This is a genomic window from Winogradskya humida (genome assembly GCF_016862215.1).
GTDB lineage: Bacteria > Actinomycetota > Actinomycetes > Mycobacteriales > Micromonosporaceae > Actinoplanes > Actinoplanes humidus.
The window spans coordinates 57,635-74,064 of the sequence record NZ_BOMN01000027.1 but is presented as its reverse complement, the minus strand read 5'-3'; the positions used below and the strand labels follow the sequence as shown (position 1 = coordinate 74,064).

The window sequence follows — 16,430 nt, the reverse complement described above, 5'->3', positions numbered from 1 at the left end:
GAAGAACAGCGTGCTCATCAGCCAGCGGCCGTCCCTCTCGGAGGAGACGCTCAGCGAGACCCGCTCCCGGTTCACCATCGAACCGCTGGAGCCGGGCTTCGGCTACACCCTCGGCAACTCGCTGCGGCGTACCCTGCTGTCGTCCATTCCGGGCGCGGCGGTCACCAGCATCAAGATCGACGGCGTTCTGCACGAGTTCACCACCATCCCCGGTGTCAAAGAGGATGTTGTCGAGCTGGTCATGAACGTCAAGGAGCTCACCGTCAGCTCCGAGCACGACGAGCCGGTCAGCATGTACCTGCGCAAGCAGGGCCCGGGTGATGTCACCGCTGGTGACATCCAGCCCCCGGCCGGCGTGTCCGTGCACAACCCCGACCTGAAGCTGGCCACGCTCAACAGCAAGGGCCGGCTCGACATGGAGCTCACCGTCGAGCGGGGCCGTGGCTACGTCACGGCAGCGCAGAACAAGAGCGCCGGCGCCGAGATCGGCCGTATCCCGGTCGACTCGATCTACTCGCCGGTCATGAAGGTGACCTACCGCGTCGAGGCCACCCGTGTCGAGCAGCGCACCGACTTCGACCGTCTGATCATCGACGTCGAGTCCAAGGCTTCCATCTCGCCCCGCACCGCGCTGGCGTCGGCCGGCTCGACTCTCGTCGAGCTGTTCGGCCTCTGCCGCGAGCTGGACGAGACCGCCGAGGGCATCGACATCGGGCCGTCCCCGCAGGACGCCCAGCTCGCCGCCGACCTTGCCCTGCCGATCGAGGAGCTGGACCTCACGGTCCGGTCGTACAACTGCCTCAAGCGCGAGGGCATCAACACCGTGGGCGAACTGATCGGGCGGACGGAGGCCGACCTTCTGGATATAAGGAATTTCGGTCAGAAGTCGATCGACGAGGTCAAGATGAAGCTCGCCGGAATGGGCCTGGGCCTGAAGGACAGCGCGCCGTCCTTCGACCCGGCGCACGTGGTCGATTCGTTCGGCGACGTGGATTACGACACCGACGACTACCGCGAGACCGAGCAGCTGTAATTCCGGCTGCCGCCATTTACAAGGAGCACTAATGCCCACGCCCCCCAAGGGTCCCCGCCTCGGCGGCAGCCCGGCGCACGAGAAGCTGCTGCTGGCCAACCTGGCCACGGAGCTCTTCCGGCACGGGAAGATCAAGACGACAGAGACCAAGGCCAAGCGCCTTCGTCCCCTGGCGGAGCAGCTGATCACCAAGGCCAAGCGCGGTGACCTGGCCTCTCGTCGCCGGGTGCTGGGTGTCGTCCGGGACAAGGACGTCGTCTACTCGCTCTTCGAGCAGATCGCGCCGCGGTACACCAACCGCCCGGGTGGCTACACCCGGATCACCAAGACCGGCCCGCGCAAGGGTGACGCCGCTCCCATGGCCGTCATCGAGCTGGTCGAGGAGCTGCAGGTCGCGGCCGTCACCGGCCCGTCCAAGGAGGCCCGCAAGGCCGCCGCGCAGCAGAACAAGGTCGAGGCGCTGACCCGCGACGACGAGACCCCGGCTGCCGAGCCGGCCGCGAAGGCCGACGACGCGGACCAGGACGCCGAGGCTCCGGAGAACGCTTCCGGGGACAAGGCCGAGGGCGAAGACAGCAAGGCCTGAGCTAGGCAGTAGGACGGCCCGGTACCCCGAGGGGGTGCCGGGCCGTTTTTTCTTATGAAGGGGCAGGACGAGAGTGGACACGACCCGGCTGCGGCTGGATGTCTCGTACGACGGCGGCGACTTCTCCGGCTGGGCGGTGCAGCCCTCCCGGCGTACGGTCGCCGGTGTCCTCCTGGAGGCCTTTGCGCGACTGACGGGTCCCGAAGTGGAGCTGGGCCTGACGGTGGCCGGGCGCACGGACGCCGGGGTGCACGCGATCGGTCAGGTGTGTCACGTGAACCTCCCGTCGGACCTCTGGGAGTCGTTGCGGGATTCGCTGCTACGCCGGCTCGCCGCGTTGATGCCGGCGGACGCCCGGGTGCGCGCGATAACTCCCGTCCCGGACACGTTCGATGCCCGCTTCTCCGCGACATTCCGCCGGTACGAGTACCGCGTCGCCGACACCGTCTACGGCCCCCAGCCGCTGCGCCGCAACGACACGCTGGGCTGGCTCCGCCCGCTTGACCTGGACCGCCTCAACACGGCCGCCGAGGGGCTGGTCGGGCTGCACGATTTCGCCGCCTTCTGCAAGCGCAAGGAGCACGCGACGACGGTACGGGCCATCACCCGGCTGGATTGGCGTCGCGAGCCCGACGGCGTGGCCGTGGCGACCGTACAGGCGGACGCGTTCTGTCAGGCCATGGTGCGCAGCCTGGTCGGCGCGATGCTGACCGTGGGGGACGGACGGCGCGATCCGGGCTGGCCGGCGAAGCAGTTGACGCTGCGGGAACGCTCCAGCGAGGTCACGGTTGCGCCGGCACACGGCCTCACGCTGGTGGAGGTGGGCTACCCCGACGAGTCGGAATACGCGGATCGCGCTGACGCTACTCGCCGGTTGAGAGCCTAGAAGAGGGTCGTCGGTTGAGAGCCTAAGAGAGGGTCGTCGGTTGAGAGCCTAGAAGAGGGTAGAAGGCTCAGAGCTTGAGGGAGCGCGCCGCGAGGACATCGTCGGCGAGGTACTGGTCGATCATGTCGGCGGTGATGCGGCGGGCGTACGGGTCATCGTCGGTGACTAGTTGCCCGTCCGGCCGGGAGATCAGGCAGTAGAGCAGGAAGTGCCCCCGGGCCTGCCATCCTGCCTGGGCGAGCGGCAGGTCCTCGGGGTCGCCGAAGTCACCGAGCGAGCCGATGGGCGTGAACCCGCCGCGCCCGGCCTCCAGGATCTGACCCGCCAGCGAGGCCGCCTCGTCGGCGCCCGTGTCGTCGGCGAGGTTGAAGATGCCCGCGGTGACCTGGTAATCGCCGTACGGCGCGATCATCTTCGCCCGGACGATCTGGGAGCAGCCGTGATCGAGGAGCAGGGTATCGAGCTCGCCGGTTGTGGCGCGGCTGCAGTCGGAGTCCACGTGGGTGACCGATACCTCGTAGGGCGCGGCTCCCGTGACCATCCGGATCTCGTTCGCGGGGAAGACCTCCTTGCGGGTCAGCGGCGCCGGGTCGGCCTCCCGGGAGCTGATCGCCGACGGGGAGAGGGCCCGCGGAGCGGCGGACGTGCCGCCGCCGTGACCCCGGCGTTCCTCGGCGACGACGAAGAATCCGACCAGCACCACGATCGAGGTGAGTATCAGCGCCGCGAGCCCCGTGAGCAGCAGCTGCAGGGTCTGACGTGGTTCGTGCGCCGGCGGCTCGGGGTTCAGGTGCTGCGCGGGTGGCCGGCTGAGGAGGCCGCGCGGAGCGCGATGAGCGGAGCGCGCGTGAGGCATGCATTCACGTTAGGGGTGCACGGTGATCGATGAACGCACTGGATGTGCGGCACCCCGGTGCGGCCGGCGTCGTTCCGCGGCGGGAAACTTGCGGGGTGAGTGCCGACCATTACTTCAGTGCCGAGCCTTCCGCCCCGGAGACCCGGGAGCGGATCGAGTTCACCGTGGCGGGCCGTGACTACGCCCTCGCGGCCTCGCGCGGCGTCTTCTCCGCGGGCCGGCTGGACCCGGGAACGGCCGTCCTGCTGCGCAAGGGCGGGCTGCCGGACGCCTCGGCCACCGGCACGTTCCTCGACATCGGCTGCGGCTATGGCCCGATCACGTGCGTGCTGGCCGCTGAGGCGCCCGCGGTGACCGTTTACGCCATCGACGTCAACTCCCGGGCACGCGCGCTGACCGAGGAGAACGCCGGGACGCTGGGCCTGGCCGACCGGGTGCGAGTGTGCGCCCCGGACGACGTACCCGCCGATGTCGAATTTGATCAGATCTGGAGCAACCCGCCCACCCACATCGGCAAGGCGGGGTTGAACGAGCTGATCGACCGCTGGCTGGCCCGGCTGGCGCCGCAGGGTGTCGCCTGGCTCGTGATCAACCGCAACCTGGGTGGTGATTCGCTGCACACCCGGCTGGAGGGCCTGGACTGGGTGGTGGAGCGGACGGCCAGCCAGCGGGGGTTCCGGGTGCTCAGGGTGACGCGGAAAACCACCTGACCAGCGGGGCAAAGACCGAGAGGATGGCGCCGTGGGTTACATAGATGTCTCCGGAGCCGGGTTCGTGTTGCCGGACGGACGAGAGCTTTTCTCCGATGTGTCGTTCCGGGTCGGCGAGGGTGCGAAGGTCGCGCTGGTCGGGCCGAACGGAGCCGGCAAGACCACGCTGATGCGGATGGTCGCCGGGGACATCCCCGTGCCGGTCGGCACGATCGCGCGCTCCGGCGGGCTCGGGGTGATGCGCCAGTTCATCGGCATGATCGGCGACGACCGCACGCTGGAGGACCTCGCGCTGTCGCTGGTCGCGCCGCCGCTGCGCAAGGCCGGTGCCGAGCTGGCCACGGCCAACGAACGATTGCTGGCCGCCCCCGAGTCGGAGAAAGCGCAGATCGCCTATGCGAACGCGCTGGCCGGCTGGGGTGAGGCCGGTGGGTACGACGCCGAGGTGCTCTTCGACGTGGTGGCCGTCTCGATCCTGGACAAGCCGTGGGACCAGGTCCGGGAGCGCCCGGTGCGCACCCTCTCCGGCGGCCAGCAGAAGCGGTTCGCCCTCGACCTGCTGCTGCGCGGCGGCGACGAGGTGCTGCTGCTCGACGAGCCGGACAACTTCCTCGACGTGCCGGGCAAGCGCTGGCTCGAGGCGCGGCTGCGCGAGTCGTCCAAGTCGGTGCTCTTCGTCTCACACGATCGGGAGCTGCTCAACCAGACCGCGGGCCGGGTGGTGGCCGTGGAGGGCGGCGGCGCGTGGATCCATCCCGGTGGGTTCGCGTCGTGGCACGAGGCCCGCTCCGACCGCCACGAGCGGCTGCTGGAGCTGCGCCGCCGCTGGGAGGAGGAGCACGAGAAGCTGAAAGAGCTGGTCCTGACGCTGAAGACCAAGGCCGCGTTCAACGACGGGCTGGCCTCGCGGTATCAGGCGGCGCAGACGCGGCTGCGCAAGTTCGAGGAGGCCGGTCCGCCGCCGGTGCCCCCGAAGGAGCAGTCGTTGCGGATGAATCTGCGCGGTGGGCGTACGGGGAAAAGGGCCGTCATGTGCACGGGCCTGGAGCTGGAGAATCTGACTTTCCCCTTCGATCTGGAGATCTGGTACGGCGACCGGGTCGCCGTACTGGGCGCCAACGGCACCGGCAAATCGCATTTCCTGCGGCTGCTCGCGGCCGGCGGCTCGAGCCCGGATGTCGACAACAAACCGGTCGACGGCGCACCGCTCGCACACGTTGCCCACAATGGTCAGGCGCGGCTCGGCGCACGGGTCAGGCCGGGGCATTTCTCGCAGACACACGACCGTCCTGAGCTGCTCGAACGTACCCTCGTCGAAATTCTGTGGCGCGGCGACGACCATCGCTCCGGAATGGACCGTGCGGGGGCGATGAAAGCGCTCAACCGTTATGAGCTGGCCGCGCAGGGCGATCAGCTTTTCGGCACGCTTTCCGGCGGTCAGCAGGCACGATTCCTGGTGCTGTTGCTGGAGCTTTCCGGCGCGACCGTACTGCTGCTCGACGAGCCCACGGACAACCTGGACCTCGCGTCGGCCGAGGCATTGGAAGAGGGCCTGAAAGCGTTCGAGGGCACGGTGATCGCCGTTACGCACGACCGCTGGTTCACCCGGGGCTTCGACCGCTTCGTGCTGTTCCAGGGCGACGGCGAGGTCGTCGAGACCCCCGAGCCCGTCTGGGATGTGCGCTAGACAACTCTTTACGGAAACGACACGACGGGGTTATGGTCCGTCACGGAACCAACCCCACGGGAGTCCGGTGCACCGGGCTGAGAGGGGGGCTGTCGCGGCCCCCGACCGTCGAACCTGATCCGGATCATGCCGGCGCAGGGAGGAGCGTGTTGTGGACCCGGTATTTCCGCGTCTCCATGTCATCACGGGTGCTCGACGCCCGGTCGAGGTCGTCACCGCCGCGGTGGCCGCGTCGCTCCGGCTGGGCGTGCCTGATCAGCTTGCGATTCAGGTACGCGTAGAAGACGACATAACCGACCGCGCCGCGTTCCTCTTAGCAGCCGAGATCCTTGAAATCTGCCGCCCGCAAAACGTGTTGTGCCTGGTCAACGATCGTCTGCACATCGCACTCGCGGTCGGGGCTGACGGCGGTCACGTCGGCGCCGATGATCTTCCCGTTGCGGCGGCCCGGAAAATCATGGGCGGCGTGGTCGGCGCGACGTGCCGTGACCCCGAATCAGCGCGTGCCGCGGTGGCCGACGGCGCCACCTACCTCGGTGTCGGACCCGCATATCTGACGGCCACCAAGCCGGGGCTGCCCGCGCCGCTGGGGCCCGCCGCCGTGGGTGCGGTTGCGGCGGCTGTTCCGCGTACCCCCGTGATCGCGATCGGTGGGGTGACCGCCGGCAACGCGGGTGAGTTGATCAGAGCCGGGGCCATCGGGATCGCGGTGGTGGGTGCCGTGTCCGAAGCGGCGGATCCGGGTGCGGCCACCGAGCGGCTGCTGAAGGCGCTGTCGTGACCGACCTCGCTGTCATCGGCGGGGGCATCATCGGGCTGAGCATCGCGTGGCGGTGTATCCAACGTGGTCTGAGCGTCGCGGTATACGACCGGGGCGGGGACGACGGCGCCTGGTACGCGGCGGCCGGGATGCTGGCACCGGCCGGGGAGACCTCGTTCGGGCAGGAGTCCCTGACCGAGCTGCTGCTCGAGTCCTCACGGCGCTGGCCGGGGTTCGCCGCCGACCTCGTCGAGGCGACCGGGCGTGAACTCGGCTATGACCGGACCGGTGCCCTGGACGTGGCTCTGACCAGCGACGATCTCGCCGAAGCGCGTCGGCTGTGGACCTTTCGCGCGGATCCGGTGCCTCGCACACCGACGCAGCTGCGTGACCTCGAACCAGCCCTGTCACCGCGGATCCGCGGCGGTGCGTTCATCCCCGACGATCACCAGGTCGACCCACGTCGCACGGTCGCGGCCCTCCGGCAGGCTGTCGGTGGAGTCGTTGCCGGGACGCCCACGGAAACCACGACCGTCATCGCTGCCGGCATCGGGACCGCCCAGCTCACCGGGCTCCCCATCCGTCCGGTGAAAGGCCTGGTCCTACGGCTGCGCGGCGAGCCCGGAGTGCTGCGTCACGTCGTCAACGGCTACGTCGACGGGCGGCACGTCTACCTGGTCCCGCGCGCCGACGGCGAGATCGTCGTCGGCGCGACCCAGGACGAGCGCGCGGACGCCACCGTCACCGCCGGGGACGTGCTGGAACTGCTGCGCTCGGCCACCGACCTCGTCCCGGAACTCGCCGAGATGGAGCTCGCCGAGACCGTCGTACGCCACCGGCCGTCCACTCCGGACAACGCGCCGGTGCTCGGCCGGCTGCCCGGCGACGTCTACGTCGCCGCAGGTCATCACCGCAACGGCATCCTGCTCGCCCCCATCACCGCCGACCTGATCGCCGATCTCGTGGTCACCGGCCGGCCCGACCCGTTGCTCGCAGCGTTCGCCCCCGGGAGGTTCGCATGAGGATCAGCATCAACGGCACCACCCGCGTCGTCGAGGCCACCAGCACCGTCGAGGGCCTGGTCGCCACGGTCACCCCGGCCCGCCGCGGCGTCGCGGTCGCGGTCAACGGCGAGGTCGTACCCCGATCGGCCTGGCCCGGCGCCGAACTGCACGAGGGCGACCGCGTCGAGGTTCTCACCGCGGCCCAGGGCGGCTGACATGCTCCTGGACAAGTCACGACTGATCCTCGGCACCGGCGGCGCGGAGAGCCTGGCCGCGCTGGAGTCGGCCATCGTTGCTTCGGGCACCGACATGGTCACCGTCGCGCTGCGCCGGGTCGATGCCGCCGGGCCGGGGCTGTTGCCGCTGCTCGACCGGCTCAAGATGCGGGTGCTGCCGAACACCGCCGGTTGTTACACCGCCGCGGACGCGATCAAGGCTGCCCGGCTGGCCCGCGACGCGTTCGACACCGATCTGGTGAAACTCGAGGTGATCGGCGATAAGCGGACCCTGCTGCCGGACGGCATCGAGCTGCTTCGGGCGGCGGAAACGCTGGTGGGGGAGGGGTTCCAGGTGCTCGCGTACACCAGTGATGATCCGATCCTCGCGCGCCGGCTCGCCGATGTCGGTTGCGCCGCTGTCATGCCGGCGGGCTCGCCGATCGGCTCGGGGCTGGGCATCAGCAATCCGCATCACATCCGGCTCATCCGCGACAGCGTTGCCGTCCCGGTGATCCTCGACGCGGGCATTGGCACGGCCTCCGACGCCGCGCTGGCCATGGAGCTGGGCTGCGACGGAGTGCTGATCGCTTCCGCGGTCACCCGGGCTGCCGATCCCGCGCGGATGGCCGCGGCGATGCGGCACGCGGTCGAGGCGGGGCGGCTCGCGGCGGGTGCCGGGAGGATTCCCAAGCGATACCACGCGCTGGCCTCCACCTCCGACCAGGGAATGCCGGCATGGTGATCCCGTCGGGCGTCGTCGTGCTCACCGATCGGCGGCTCGCTGCCGGGCCGCTGGTCGAGACGGTCAAACAGACTTTTGCTCACGGCGCATCGTGGGTCATTCTCCGCGAGAAGGATTTACCGTACGCCCAGAGATCAGCACTCGCTTCTCAACTCCGCACCGTCGCGCCGGGCCGGGTCATCGTCGCGGGGCCGGATGCGTTGGGCGGCAACGCCGTTCATCTGGCCGCGACCGATTCGTGCGAGCAGCGGGTTGAGCTGGTCGGGCGATCGTGGCACGGGACCGAGGCGCTGTCCGATGAGGACTACGTCTCGCTGTCGCCGGTTTTTCCTACCGCTTCCAAGCCGGGGTACGGGCCCGCGCTGGGTGCTGCCGGGGCGGCTGCACTCGCGGGGCCCCGGCCGTGGCTGGCTCTCGGCGGGATCGACTCGGCCGCGCGGGCGGCTGAGTGCATGGCCGCCGGGGCCGCGGGGGTCGCCGTCATGGGCGCCGTGATGCGAGACCCCGCATTGGCACGATCACTCGCGGCGGTGGCGGGATGACGCGCGCTTCCGGCGCGGCTGCGGGCGGGGTGACGCCGGTGGTGGTGTTGACGGTTGCGGGGTCGGATTCCGGGGGTGGGGCGGGGATTCAGGCTGATCTGAAGACGTTTGCGGCGCTGGGGACGTACGGCGTTTCGGTGATCACGGCGATCACCGCGCAGAACACGCTGGGGGTTACGGCGATCCACTCGGTGCCGCCGGCGATTGTGGCGGCGCAGCTCGATGCGGTGCTCGCGGACTTTCCCGTGGCGGCGGTCAAGGCCGGCATGGTCAGCGATCCGGCGGTGGCCGCGGTGATCGCTGAGCGGGCGGGCCGGCTGCCGAACCTCGTGGTTGATCCGGTGCTGGTCGCTACGAGTGGGAGCCGGCTGTCGGAGGTGGGGGCCATTGCGCCGCTCCTCGCGTACGCGAAGATTCTCACGCCTAATCGGCAGGAGGCCGAAGCTCTCCGCGGGTCTTTTCTCGGCGACGCCGCAGTTGTCGTGACCGGCAGCGAGGACGCGGTCGACGTCCTGCATTACGAGGGGCAGCGCCTGGAGTTGCGCGGCGAGCCGGTGCCGACCCGCAACAACCACGGGTCGGGATGCACGTTCTCGTCCGCGATCGCCGCCCGGCTGGCGCTCGGTGACGAATTGATCGACGCCGTTTCCTTTGCCAAGGCCTACGTCGCACGGGCGCTGCTCGGCGGTCGTGATTGGAAGCTCGGGGCCGGACCCGGCCCGCTGCACCACTTCATCTGAGGGCACCTCGCCGGGGCCTTTCGCGGCCTTCCGGCGCCCGTTTTGTCCAACTTGGAGGTAATTCATGAGACGCAAGGTGTACGTCGAGGGGTCGCGGCCGGAGCTTCGGGTGCCGTTCGCGGAGATCGAGCTGACCGGGGACAACCCGCCCGTCCGGCTCTACGACACGTCAGGCCCGGGCAGTGATCCGGAGGTCGGGCTGCCGCCGTTGCGTGGGCCGTGGATCGCGGCGCGCGGGGACGTTGCGCCGGTTGCGGGTGGTGGAACTCCGCTGGCGGGGGAGCGGCCGACGCAGCTCGCGTACGCGCGGGCCGGGATCGTCACCGACGAGATGGAGTTCGTCGCCATCCGGGAGGGCGTCCCGGCCTCGCTCGTGCGCGACGAGATCGCCGCGGGCCGGGCCGTCATCCCGGTCAACGTCAACCATCCGGAGAGCGAGCCGATGATCATCGGCGCGGCCTTTCTGGTCAAGGTCAACGCCAATATCGGTACGTCCGCGGTCACGTCGTCCGTCGCCGAGGAGGTCGAGAAGCTGACCTGGGCCACCCGCTGGGGCGCGGACACCGTCATGGACCTGTCCACCGGCAAACGGATCCACGAGACCCGGGAAGCGATCATCCGCAACTCCGCCGTGCCGATCGGGACCGTGCCGATCTACCAGGCGCTGGAGAAGGTCGACGGCGACCCGGTGAAGCTCTCCTGGGAGATCTTCCGGGACACGGTGATCGAACAGGCCGAGCAGGGCGTCGACTACATGACCGTGCACGCCGGGGTGCTGCTGCCCTACATCCCGCTCGCCGTCGACCGGGTCACCGGGATCGTCTCGCGCGGTGGCTCGATCATGGCAGCCTGGTGCCTCGCCCATCACCGGGAGAACTTCCTCTACGAGAACTTCGCCGAGCTGTGCGAGATCCTGGCCCGCTACGACGTGACGTTCTCGCTGGGTGACGGGCTGCGACCGGGGTCGATCGCCGACGCCAACGACGCGGCCCAGTTCGCCGAGCTGCGGACGCTGGGCGAGCTCACGCATGTCGCGTGGGACCACGGCGTACAGGTGATGATCGAGGGACCGGGCCACGTGCCCATGCACAAGATCAAGGAGAACGTCGACCTGCAGCAGGAGCTCTGCGACGGCGCGCCGTTCTACACCCTCGGGCCGCTGACCACCGACATCGCGCCGGCCTACGACCACATCACCTCGGCCATCGGCGCCGCCATGATCGGGATGTTCGGCACCGCGATGCTCTGCTACGTCACCCCGAAGGAACACCTCGGCCTGCCCGACCGCGACGACGTCAAGGCCGGCGTCATCGCCTACAAGATCGCCGCCCACGCCGCCGACCTGGCGAAAGGCCACCCCGGCGCCCAGGACTGGGACAACGCGCTGTCCAAGGCCCGGTTCGAGTTCCGCTGGGAGGACCAGTTCAACCTGGCGCTCGACCCGGAAACCGCGCGGGCGTACCACGACGCGACCCTGCCGGCCGCGCCCGCGAAAACGGCCCACTTCTGCTCGATGTGCGGACCTAAATTCTGCTCGATGAAGATCACCCAGGAGCTGAAGGAATATGCGGCCCGCGGCATGCGGGACAAGAGCGACGAGTTCGTGAACTCGGGAGGTCGCGTGTACCTCCCGGTCACGGCCGCCGATGCTCAGAGCTTGTAGAAGTTCACGTAGTGGTCGGGGGTGAACCAGGTCTCGCGCGTGGACCGGTTCACCACGATCCGGTACGCGTCCCGCGACGCGCCCTGGGCTCGTGAGTAGACGTCGTACTCGCTGTAGGTCGCGTTGGCGGGCAGCTGTCCCTCGCGGTTCTGGAACGTGCCCCCGGTGTAGTTGTACTGCCCGTACGGCCAGGCGTACCAGCCGGCCGAGGTCGGCCAGCCGAGCGAACTCCAGCCGGTGCGGGCCGTGCGGGCGGCGGAACACCGCGAGATGGTGCAGGTCGAGTAGACCGCGGCTTCGGCTGACGCGGTGGTCTGCTCGGGCGCGACCACCGCGGGCGCGACGAGTGATCCACCGGTGAGCGCGAAGACAACGGCGGCCGCGGAGAGGAAGCGGCGCAGGCGGGACGGACGAGGTGCCGGTGCGTGCTTGGTCATGCACCCATCGTGGAGTGCCGCGGCGGGTGCGGGAAACATCCCCGACGCATCATTACATTGATGTTCGCCTATGCGTTGCCGGTTACTTCCCCAGCTCGCTGACCCAGTCCACGTAATCCTCGTCCTTGCGGCGACGCAGCCCGAACTTCCCCCGGCCCTTGTCCTCTTTCGGGAAGATCACCTCGGGGTCCGTCACCGGCGGGGCAATCGGCCGCGACAACCGCGGCGTCGTGTCGGCGGGATTCGTCCCGGCGCCAGAGTTAGGCGCGCTGCCGGAGCCAGACGCGCTGCCGGATCCGGGTGTGGTGCCGGACCTGGGCGCGGTGCCGGACCTGGGCGGGGTGCCGGACCCGGGTGCGGTGCCGGACCTGGGCGGGGTGCCGGACCCGGAGCGGTTGCCTGAGCGGTTGGCGCCACCCGGCGCGGTGCCCGGGCTCGAGGCGGCGGCGTTGGGGGCTTCGGGCGGGGTGATCGGGCGGGACAGGCGCGGCGGGGTCGCCGGGTGGGCCGGGGTGATCGGCTCCGGGCTGGGCAGGGGTGCGCTGATCGCTGTGGGCTCCGGGACCATGGGCTCGGCACGTCCCCGGCCCCGGCTGGGCGTCTGGCCATAGCTGGACGCCGGCCCGTTGCCGGGCGCTTGGCTGTGGCTGGACGCCGGCCCGTTGCCGGGCGCTTGGCTGTAGCTGGACTCAGGGCCGCTGCTCGGCGTTTGGGCGTGGCTGGTCGCCGGCCCGTGGCTGGTCGCGGGTGTGGGCGTGGCGGGGGAGGTGGGGGCGTTGCGGTTCCGGGAGGCTGGGCGCAGGTTGCGGGCTGCGCTGCCGCCGGTCGGGCGGTGCTGGGTGACTTCCGGTGGGAGCGGGCGGGTGGCGGGCTCCGGGACATAGGGCAGGGCGGCGGCGGCGGGGCTGTGGCGGCTCTGGTGGGCGACGCCCTGTGGTGCAGGACCACCCTGACTGGCCGATCCGCTCCGATTGACCGAGCCACCCTGATTGGCCGAGCCGCCGCGCTGGGCCGGGCTGGTCTGCCGGCCCGAGTCACCGCGCTGGCCTGAGTCATTGCGCGGGCCCGAGTCATTGCGCGGGCCTGAGCTGGTCTGTTGCGGCGCGCTGCTGTGGCCGAAGCCGTCGAAGGCTGATGGCTGCTCGTGGGCGTATTCGCCGAGGGCGACGCTGTGCCGGGCTTCGGGCGCCGGGCGGTGGCTGCTGTCGGCGGGGGTGTCGAAGACCGCGGTGTCGGCGGGGCGCAGCGGCGAGCCGGCGGCAGGACTCCCGGGAGTCGGGATCTCGCCGGGCGCGGGCGCCGCAGCGGCCGGTGGGCCGGCGGCCGGGGAAGTCGGCGAGGCGGCGGCGGCGATGGCGGATTCGTGGGCTTCGGGGCGGCGGGGCAGCGCCGGGCGGCCGTCGGTGGGGGGTTCGGGGTCGTCCTCCTGGGCGGGGGTGCGGCGGAGGACCGCGGCCAGGACCGAGCCGAGGACGCCCGCGCCGGTTGCGGTCATCGCGGCCCAGTAAGGGGTCATCTGGTAGCGGTCGGCTCCGGAGCCGGGGCCCGCGATCAGGTAGGCGAGCGTCAGCAGGGCCGGGCCGGGGAGGCCGGCCAGGGCGATCGTCAGGGTCGGGAGGCCGCGGCGGCGGGCGGTCCAGCCGAGGGCGAGACCCAGGAGCAGGGCCAGCGCGGGCATGGTGGCCAGGGCCGTGCGGGAGATGACCGAGGTGGAGAGGAAGGTCGCGTCGAGGACGCCGAGGCGTACGGCGGGGAGCGGGTCGGTCGGTGCCAGTGAGGAGGAGACCGAGATGACCGCGACCACGCCGACCGCGATGCTCATGGCGGCGAGGCTCCAGCGGGCGACGGCCTGGGCCAGCGCTGCCCATGCGGCGAAGATGCCGATCAGGGCGCCTATCCCGGCGCAGATGGCGATCACCACGACCGGGTCCACGCCCGCGATCTGGGCGGTGCGGGCGGGCTGCATCGTCAGCGGGACCGCGACGGCCGCGCCCAGCGCCGCGGCGAAGGACAGGGCCAGCTCGGTGCCGACGCCGCCGCGGAAGCCGGGGGACCAGCGGCGCAGGAGGCGGGAGCCGACGACGGCGCCGACGACGGCGGCCACCATCGGGAACCAGGCGACCCAGGCGAGTTGCGCGGTCCATTGATCACGCGCGGTGACATCCACGACCCGGGTGAGGCGCACGATGCCGAGGCCGTACGCCATGCCGAGCTCGCCGGCGCCCGCGAGAGCGCCGACACCGAGGGTGGCCGACAACACCTTGGCCCAGGTCCGAAATGCCATGACCGGCAGGTTACGGAATGCGCCCCGGTGACCGCCAGTCCGGGAGGTAACTCTTAAGGCTTGGAAAAATTCTCATGAGGACGCATTGATGTGCGTCTTAAGTATCTTGACATGGCCGTTATACGCACCGTGACTATTGCAGCGCGCTGACGTGTGGGAGGACCCGCTCGGCGATGAGGTCGACATGGTCCAGGTCGGACATGTCGATAACGCGGATGTGGACCCGGGAAGTGCCGATTTCGGCGAGTTCGCCGAGCCGTTGCACCAGGGCCTCCGGCGATCCGACCACCGGATCCTCGGGTGGCAGGGCGCTGGGCACGTGCAGGGGTGCGGCTCTGCGGTGGGCTTCTTCATCGGTACGCCCGATCGCGGCCACCACTCCCGCGGACAGCGTCAACGGGCGATCGCCGGGTCTTGCGTACGTGTCACATGCTCTGCGTACCCGCATAAATGCCGCAGCCGTCTCCGTCACCGACTTGAACGGCACGTTGTATTCGTCCGCGAAGCGGGCGGCCAGTTCCGGGGTTCGCCGGGGTCCCTTCCCGCCGACGATCACCGGCGGGCCGGGGCGTTGCACCGGTTTGGGCAGCGCGGGCGCGTCCAGCAGTCGATAGTGCTTGCCGTCGTAGGAGAAGGTCTCGCCGTCGGGGGTGGCCCACAGGCCGGTGATGATCGCCAGCTGCTCGGCCATCCGGTCGAAGCGCTCGCCGACCGGCGGGAACGGGATGCCGTACGAGGTGTGTTCGCGCTCGAACCAGCCCGCGCCCATGCCCAGCTCGATGCGGCCACCGCTCATCGCGTCGGCCTGGGCGACCATGACCGCCAGCGGCCCGGGCAGCCGGAACGTCACCGAGTTGACCAGCGTGCCGAGCCGGATGCGGGACGTTTCGCGGGCCAGCCCGGCCAGGGTGAGCCAGGCGTCGGTCGGGCCGGGCAGCCCGGGGTCGGCACCCATCGACTGGTAGTGGTCGGCGCGGAAGAAACCGTCGAAGCCGGCGTCCTCGGCGTGCCGGGCCAGTCGCAGCTGGTCGTCGTAGGTGGCGCCGCGGTGCGGCTCGATGAAAAGGCTGACGCGCATCGGCGACCCCTAAGGAAGGAAGGAGGTTGTCACTCGTCCGTGTCACCGCTGTGGTCACCCATCATATGGCCGTCCACAGTGTCATTGATGATCGACTCTTTCCCCTACGATTACGCCGCGAGTTTCTTGAATCACCACCTGTGGCGGTTGGAAAGGGACATAGTGCAGAGAAGATCATTTATCCGTACGCTCGGAGCGGCCGCGCTGGCTACGACGGTTGCCGCGACGGCCGGGTGCAGCGACGACGACACCGACGGCGGGTCCGGTGACGCCGGGGCGCTGGAGAAGATCACCTATCTGACCTCGTTCGGGACGTTCGGGCGCGACGCGTACGCGTACGTCGCCAAGGAGAAGGGCTACTTCAGCGACGCCGGCTTCGACGTCGACATCAAGCCCGGCAACGGCAGCCTCGAGAACGTCAAGGCGATCGTCGGCGGCACGGCCCAGTTCACCCCGATCGACCTCACCGGCGGGCTGCTCGCCGCGGGTGGTGCCAACGGCCAGCCCAAGGTCACCGGTTTCACCGCGGTCGCGGCGATCCAGCAGCGCACCATGGCGGCGATCATGTCGCTCGCCGGCTACGGGATCGGGACGCCCAAGGATCTCGAGGGCAAGACCATCGCGGACACCCCCGGCTCCGTCGTGCGCAACCTCTTCCCGACGTACGCGAAGCTGGCCAAGATCGACGAGTCGAAGGTGACGTTCGTCAACGGCACCGCGCAGACCCTGTTCGGCACGCTGGCGCAGCACAAGGTCGACGCGATCGGGCAGTTCGTCGTCGGCAAGCCCACCATCGAGGCCATCGCCAAGAAGGACGCCGTGCTGCTGCCCTACAGCAACGTGCTGCAGGACCTCTATGGCAACGTGCTGATCACCGGCGCCGACTACGCGAAGAGCAACCCCGAGAAGGTCACGAAGTTCACCGAAGCCCTGCTCAAGGGGCTGCAGGACGCCGTCACCAAACCGGAGGAGGCGGGCACGATCCTGCAGAAGTACGTCAGCACGGCGGTTCCGGCGTCGGCGGCGGCGGAGCTCACCCTGATGAATTCCTTCGTACGCTCGGAGTCCTCCGGCGTCCCCGTCGGCGCCCTCGACACCGAGCGGGTCGCGCGCTGCATCGCGATCCTGCAGGGCGCCGGGCAGATCCCGACCGGCCTGAAACCCCAGGACGTCATCAGCTTCGACCTGGTCCCGAAGGCCTGAC

Annotated in this window: 17 protein-coding genes and 1 riboswitch; of the genes, 13 read left to right on the top strand and 4 right to left on the bottom strand. The window is 70.0% G+C overall.

All coding sequences use genetic code 11. The features are described from left to right. Positions 1-10: 10 nt before the first annotated feature. The 3 genes from Ahu01nite_RS11085 (at position 11) to truA (ending at position 2,505) form a co-directional block, all read left to right on the top strand. Positions 11-1,033, top strand: coding sequence for a DNA-directed RNA polymerase subunit alpha (locus Ahu01nite_RS11085; RefSeq protein WP_015619022.1), 1,023 nt, complete (start codon positions 11-13; stop codon positions 1,031-1,033). A gap of 31 nt (positions 1,034-1,064) precedes the next feature. Next, positions 1,065-1,619, top strand: a complete 555-nt coding sequence (gene rplQ, locus Ahu01nite_RS11080; RefSeq protein WP_203836389.1) for a 50S ribosomal protein L17 — start codon at positions 1,065-1,067, stop codon at positions 1,617-1,619. A 73-nt stretch (positions 1,620-1,692) separates the two neighbouring features. After that, positions 1,693-2,505: a tRNA pseudouridine(38-40) synthase TruA gene (gene truA / locus Ahu01nite_RS11075; RefSeq protein WP_203836388.1), complete on the top strand. Its 813-nt coding sequence runs from the start codon at positions 1,693-1,695 to the stop codon at positions 2,503-2,505. Positions 2,506-2,572: 67 nt separating this feature from the next. Here the strand turns inward: truA and Ahu01nite_RS11070 are convergent, their stop codons facing one another. After that, positions 2,573-3,361, bottom strand: a complete 789-nt coding sequence (locus tag Ahu01nite_RS11070) for a hypothetical protein (RefSeq protein ID WP_203836387.1) — start codon at positions 3,359-3,361, stop codon at positions 2,573-2,575. A 95-nt stretch (positions 3,362-3,456) separates the two neighbouring features. On the opposite strand from Ahu01nite_RS11070, the gene Ahu01nite_RS11065 reads away from it, so the two are divergent. From Ahu01nite_RS11065 to thiC, 9 genes are all read left to right on the top strand, one after another. Continuing rightward, a complete protein-coding gene (locus Ahu01nite_RS11065) occupies positions 3,457-4,071 on the top strand; it encodes a class I SAM-dependent methyltransferase (RefSeq protein WP_203836386.1) in 615 nt (204 codons plus the stop codon). Between the two features lie 31 nt (positions 4,072-4,102). Further along, the gene (locus Ahu01nite_RS11060; protein WP_203836385.1) at positions 4,103-5,758 is read left to right on the top strand and encodes an ABC-F family ATP-binding cassette domain-containing protein; all 1,656 of its coding nucleotides are present in this window, start codon (positions 4,103-4,105) and stop codon (positions 5,756-5,758) included. Positions 5,759-5,804: 46 nt separating this feature from the next. Continuing rightward, a riboswitch (TPP riboswitch) is annotated at positions 5,805-5,916 on the top strand. Further along, the gene (gene thiE, locus Ahu01nite_RS11055; protein ID WP_203836384.1) at positions 5,910-6,539 is read left to right on the top strand and encodes a thiamine phosphate synthase; all 630 of its coding nucleotides are present in this window, start codon (positions 5,910-5,912) and stop codon (positions 6,537-6,539) included. It overlaps the preceding riboswitch by 7 nt. Next, on the top strand, positions 6,536-7,540 hold the full coding sequence (locus tag Ahu01nite_RS11050; RefSeq protein WP_203836383.1) for an FAD-dependent oxidoreductase: 1,005 nt from the start codon (positions 6,536-6,538) through the stop codon (positions 7,538-7,540). The genes thiE and Ahu01nite_RS11050 overlap by 4 nt, the downstream gene beginning before the upstream one ends. Continuing rightward, a complete protein-coding gene (thiS, locus tag Ahu01nite_RS11045; protein ID WP_203836382.1) occupies positions 7,537-7,737 on the top strand; it encodes a sulfur carrier protein ThiS in 201 nt (66 codons plus the stop codon). The genes Ahu01nite_RS11050 and thiS overlap by 4 nt, the downstream gene beginning before the upstream one ends. Position 7,738: 1 nt before the next feature. Further along, positions 7,739-8,482 carry a thiazole synthase gene (locus Ahu01nite_RS11040; RefSeq protein WP_203836381.1) on the top strand — a complete coding sequence of 248 codons (744 nt, stop codon included), beginning with the start codon at positions 7,739-7,741 and terminating at the stop codon, positions 8,480-8,482. After that, positions 8,476-9,024 carry a thiamine phosphate synthase gene (locus tag Ahu01nite_RS11035; protein ID WP_203836380.1) on the top strand — a complete coding sequence of 183 codons (549 nt, stop codon included), beginning with the start codon at positions 8,476-8,478 and terminating at the stop codon, positions 9,022-9,024. The genes Ahu01nite_RS11040 and Ahu01nite_RS11035 overlap by 7 nt, the downstream gene beginning before the upstream one ends. Before the next feature lie 29 nt (positions 9,025-9,053). Continuing rightward, the gene (gene thiD / locus Ahu01nite_RS11030) at positions 9,054-9,764 is read left to right on the top strand and encodes a bifunctional hydroxymethylpyrimidine kinase/phosphomethylpyrimidine kinase (protein ID WP_203836493.1); all 711 of its coding nucleotides are present in this window, start codon (positions 9,054-9,056) and stop codon (positions 9,762-9,764) included. Between the two features lie 64 nt (positions 9,765-9,828). Beyond that, positions 9,829-11,427 (top strand): phosphomethylpyrimidine synthase ThiC, encoded by a 1,599-nt coding sequence (thiC, locus tag Ahu01nite_RS11025; protein ID WP_203836379.1) that lies wholly within the window; start codon positions 9,829-9,831, stop codon positions 11,425-11,427. On the opposite strand, the gene Ahu01nite_RS11020 is transcribed toward thiC, so the two are convergent. The 3 genes from Ahu01nite_RS11020 to Ahu01nite_RS11010 form a co-directional block, all read right to left on the bottom strand. Next, positions 11,415-11,864 carry a ribonuclease domain-containing protein gene (locus tag Ahu01nite_RS11020; protein ID WP_203836378.1) on the bottom strand — a complete coding sequence of 150 codons (450 nt, stop codon included), beginning with the start codon at positions 11,862-11,864 and terminating at the stop codon, positions 11,415-11,417. The genes thiC and Ahu01nite_RS11020 overlap by 13 nt on opposite strands. An 82-nt stretch (positions 11,865-11,946) precedes the next feature. After that, entirely contained in the window at positions 11,947-14,148 is a 2,202-nt protein-coding gene (locus Ahu01nite_RS11015) for a hypothetical protein (RefSeq protein WP_203836377.1), read from the bottom strand. Positions 14,149-14,281: 133 nt separating this feature from the next. After that, the gene (locus tag Ahu01nite_RS11010) at positions 14,282-15,226 is read right to left on the bottom strand and encodes an LLM class F420-dependent oxidoreductase (protein WP_203836376.1); all 945 of its coding nucleotides are present in this window, start codon (positions 15,224-15,226) and stop codon (positions 14,282-14,284) included. 87 nt (positions 15,227-15,313) lie between these two features. Between Ahu01nite_RS11010 and Ahu01nite_RS11005 the strand changes: the two genes are divergently transcribed. After that, the gene (locus Ahu01nite_RS11005; RefSeq protein ID WP_203836375.1) at positions 15,314-16,429 is read left to right on the top strand and encodes an ABC transporter substrate-binding protein; all 1,116 of its coding nucleotides are present in this window, start codon (positions 15,314-15,316) and stop codon (positions 16,427-16,429) included. Position 16,430 lies beyond the last annotated feature (1 nt).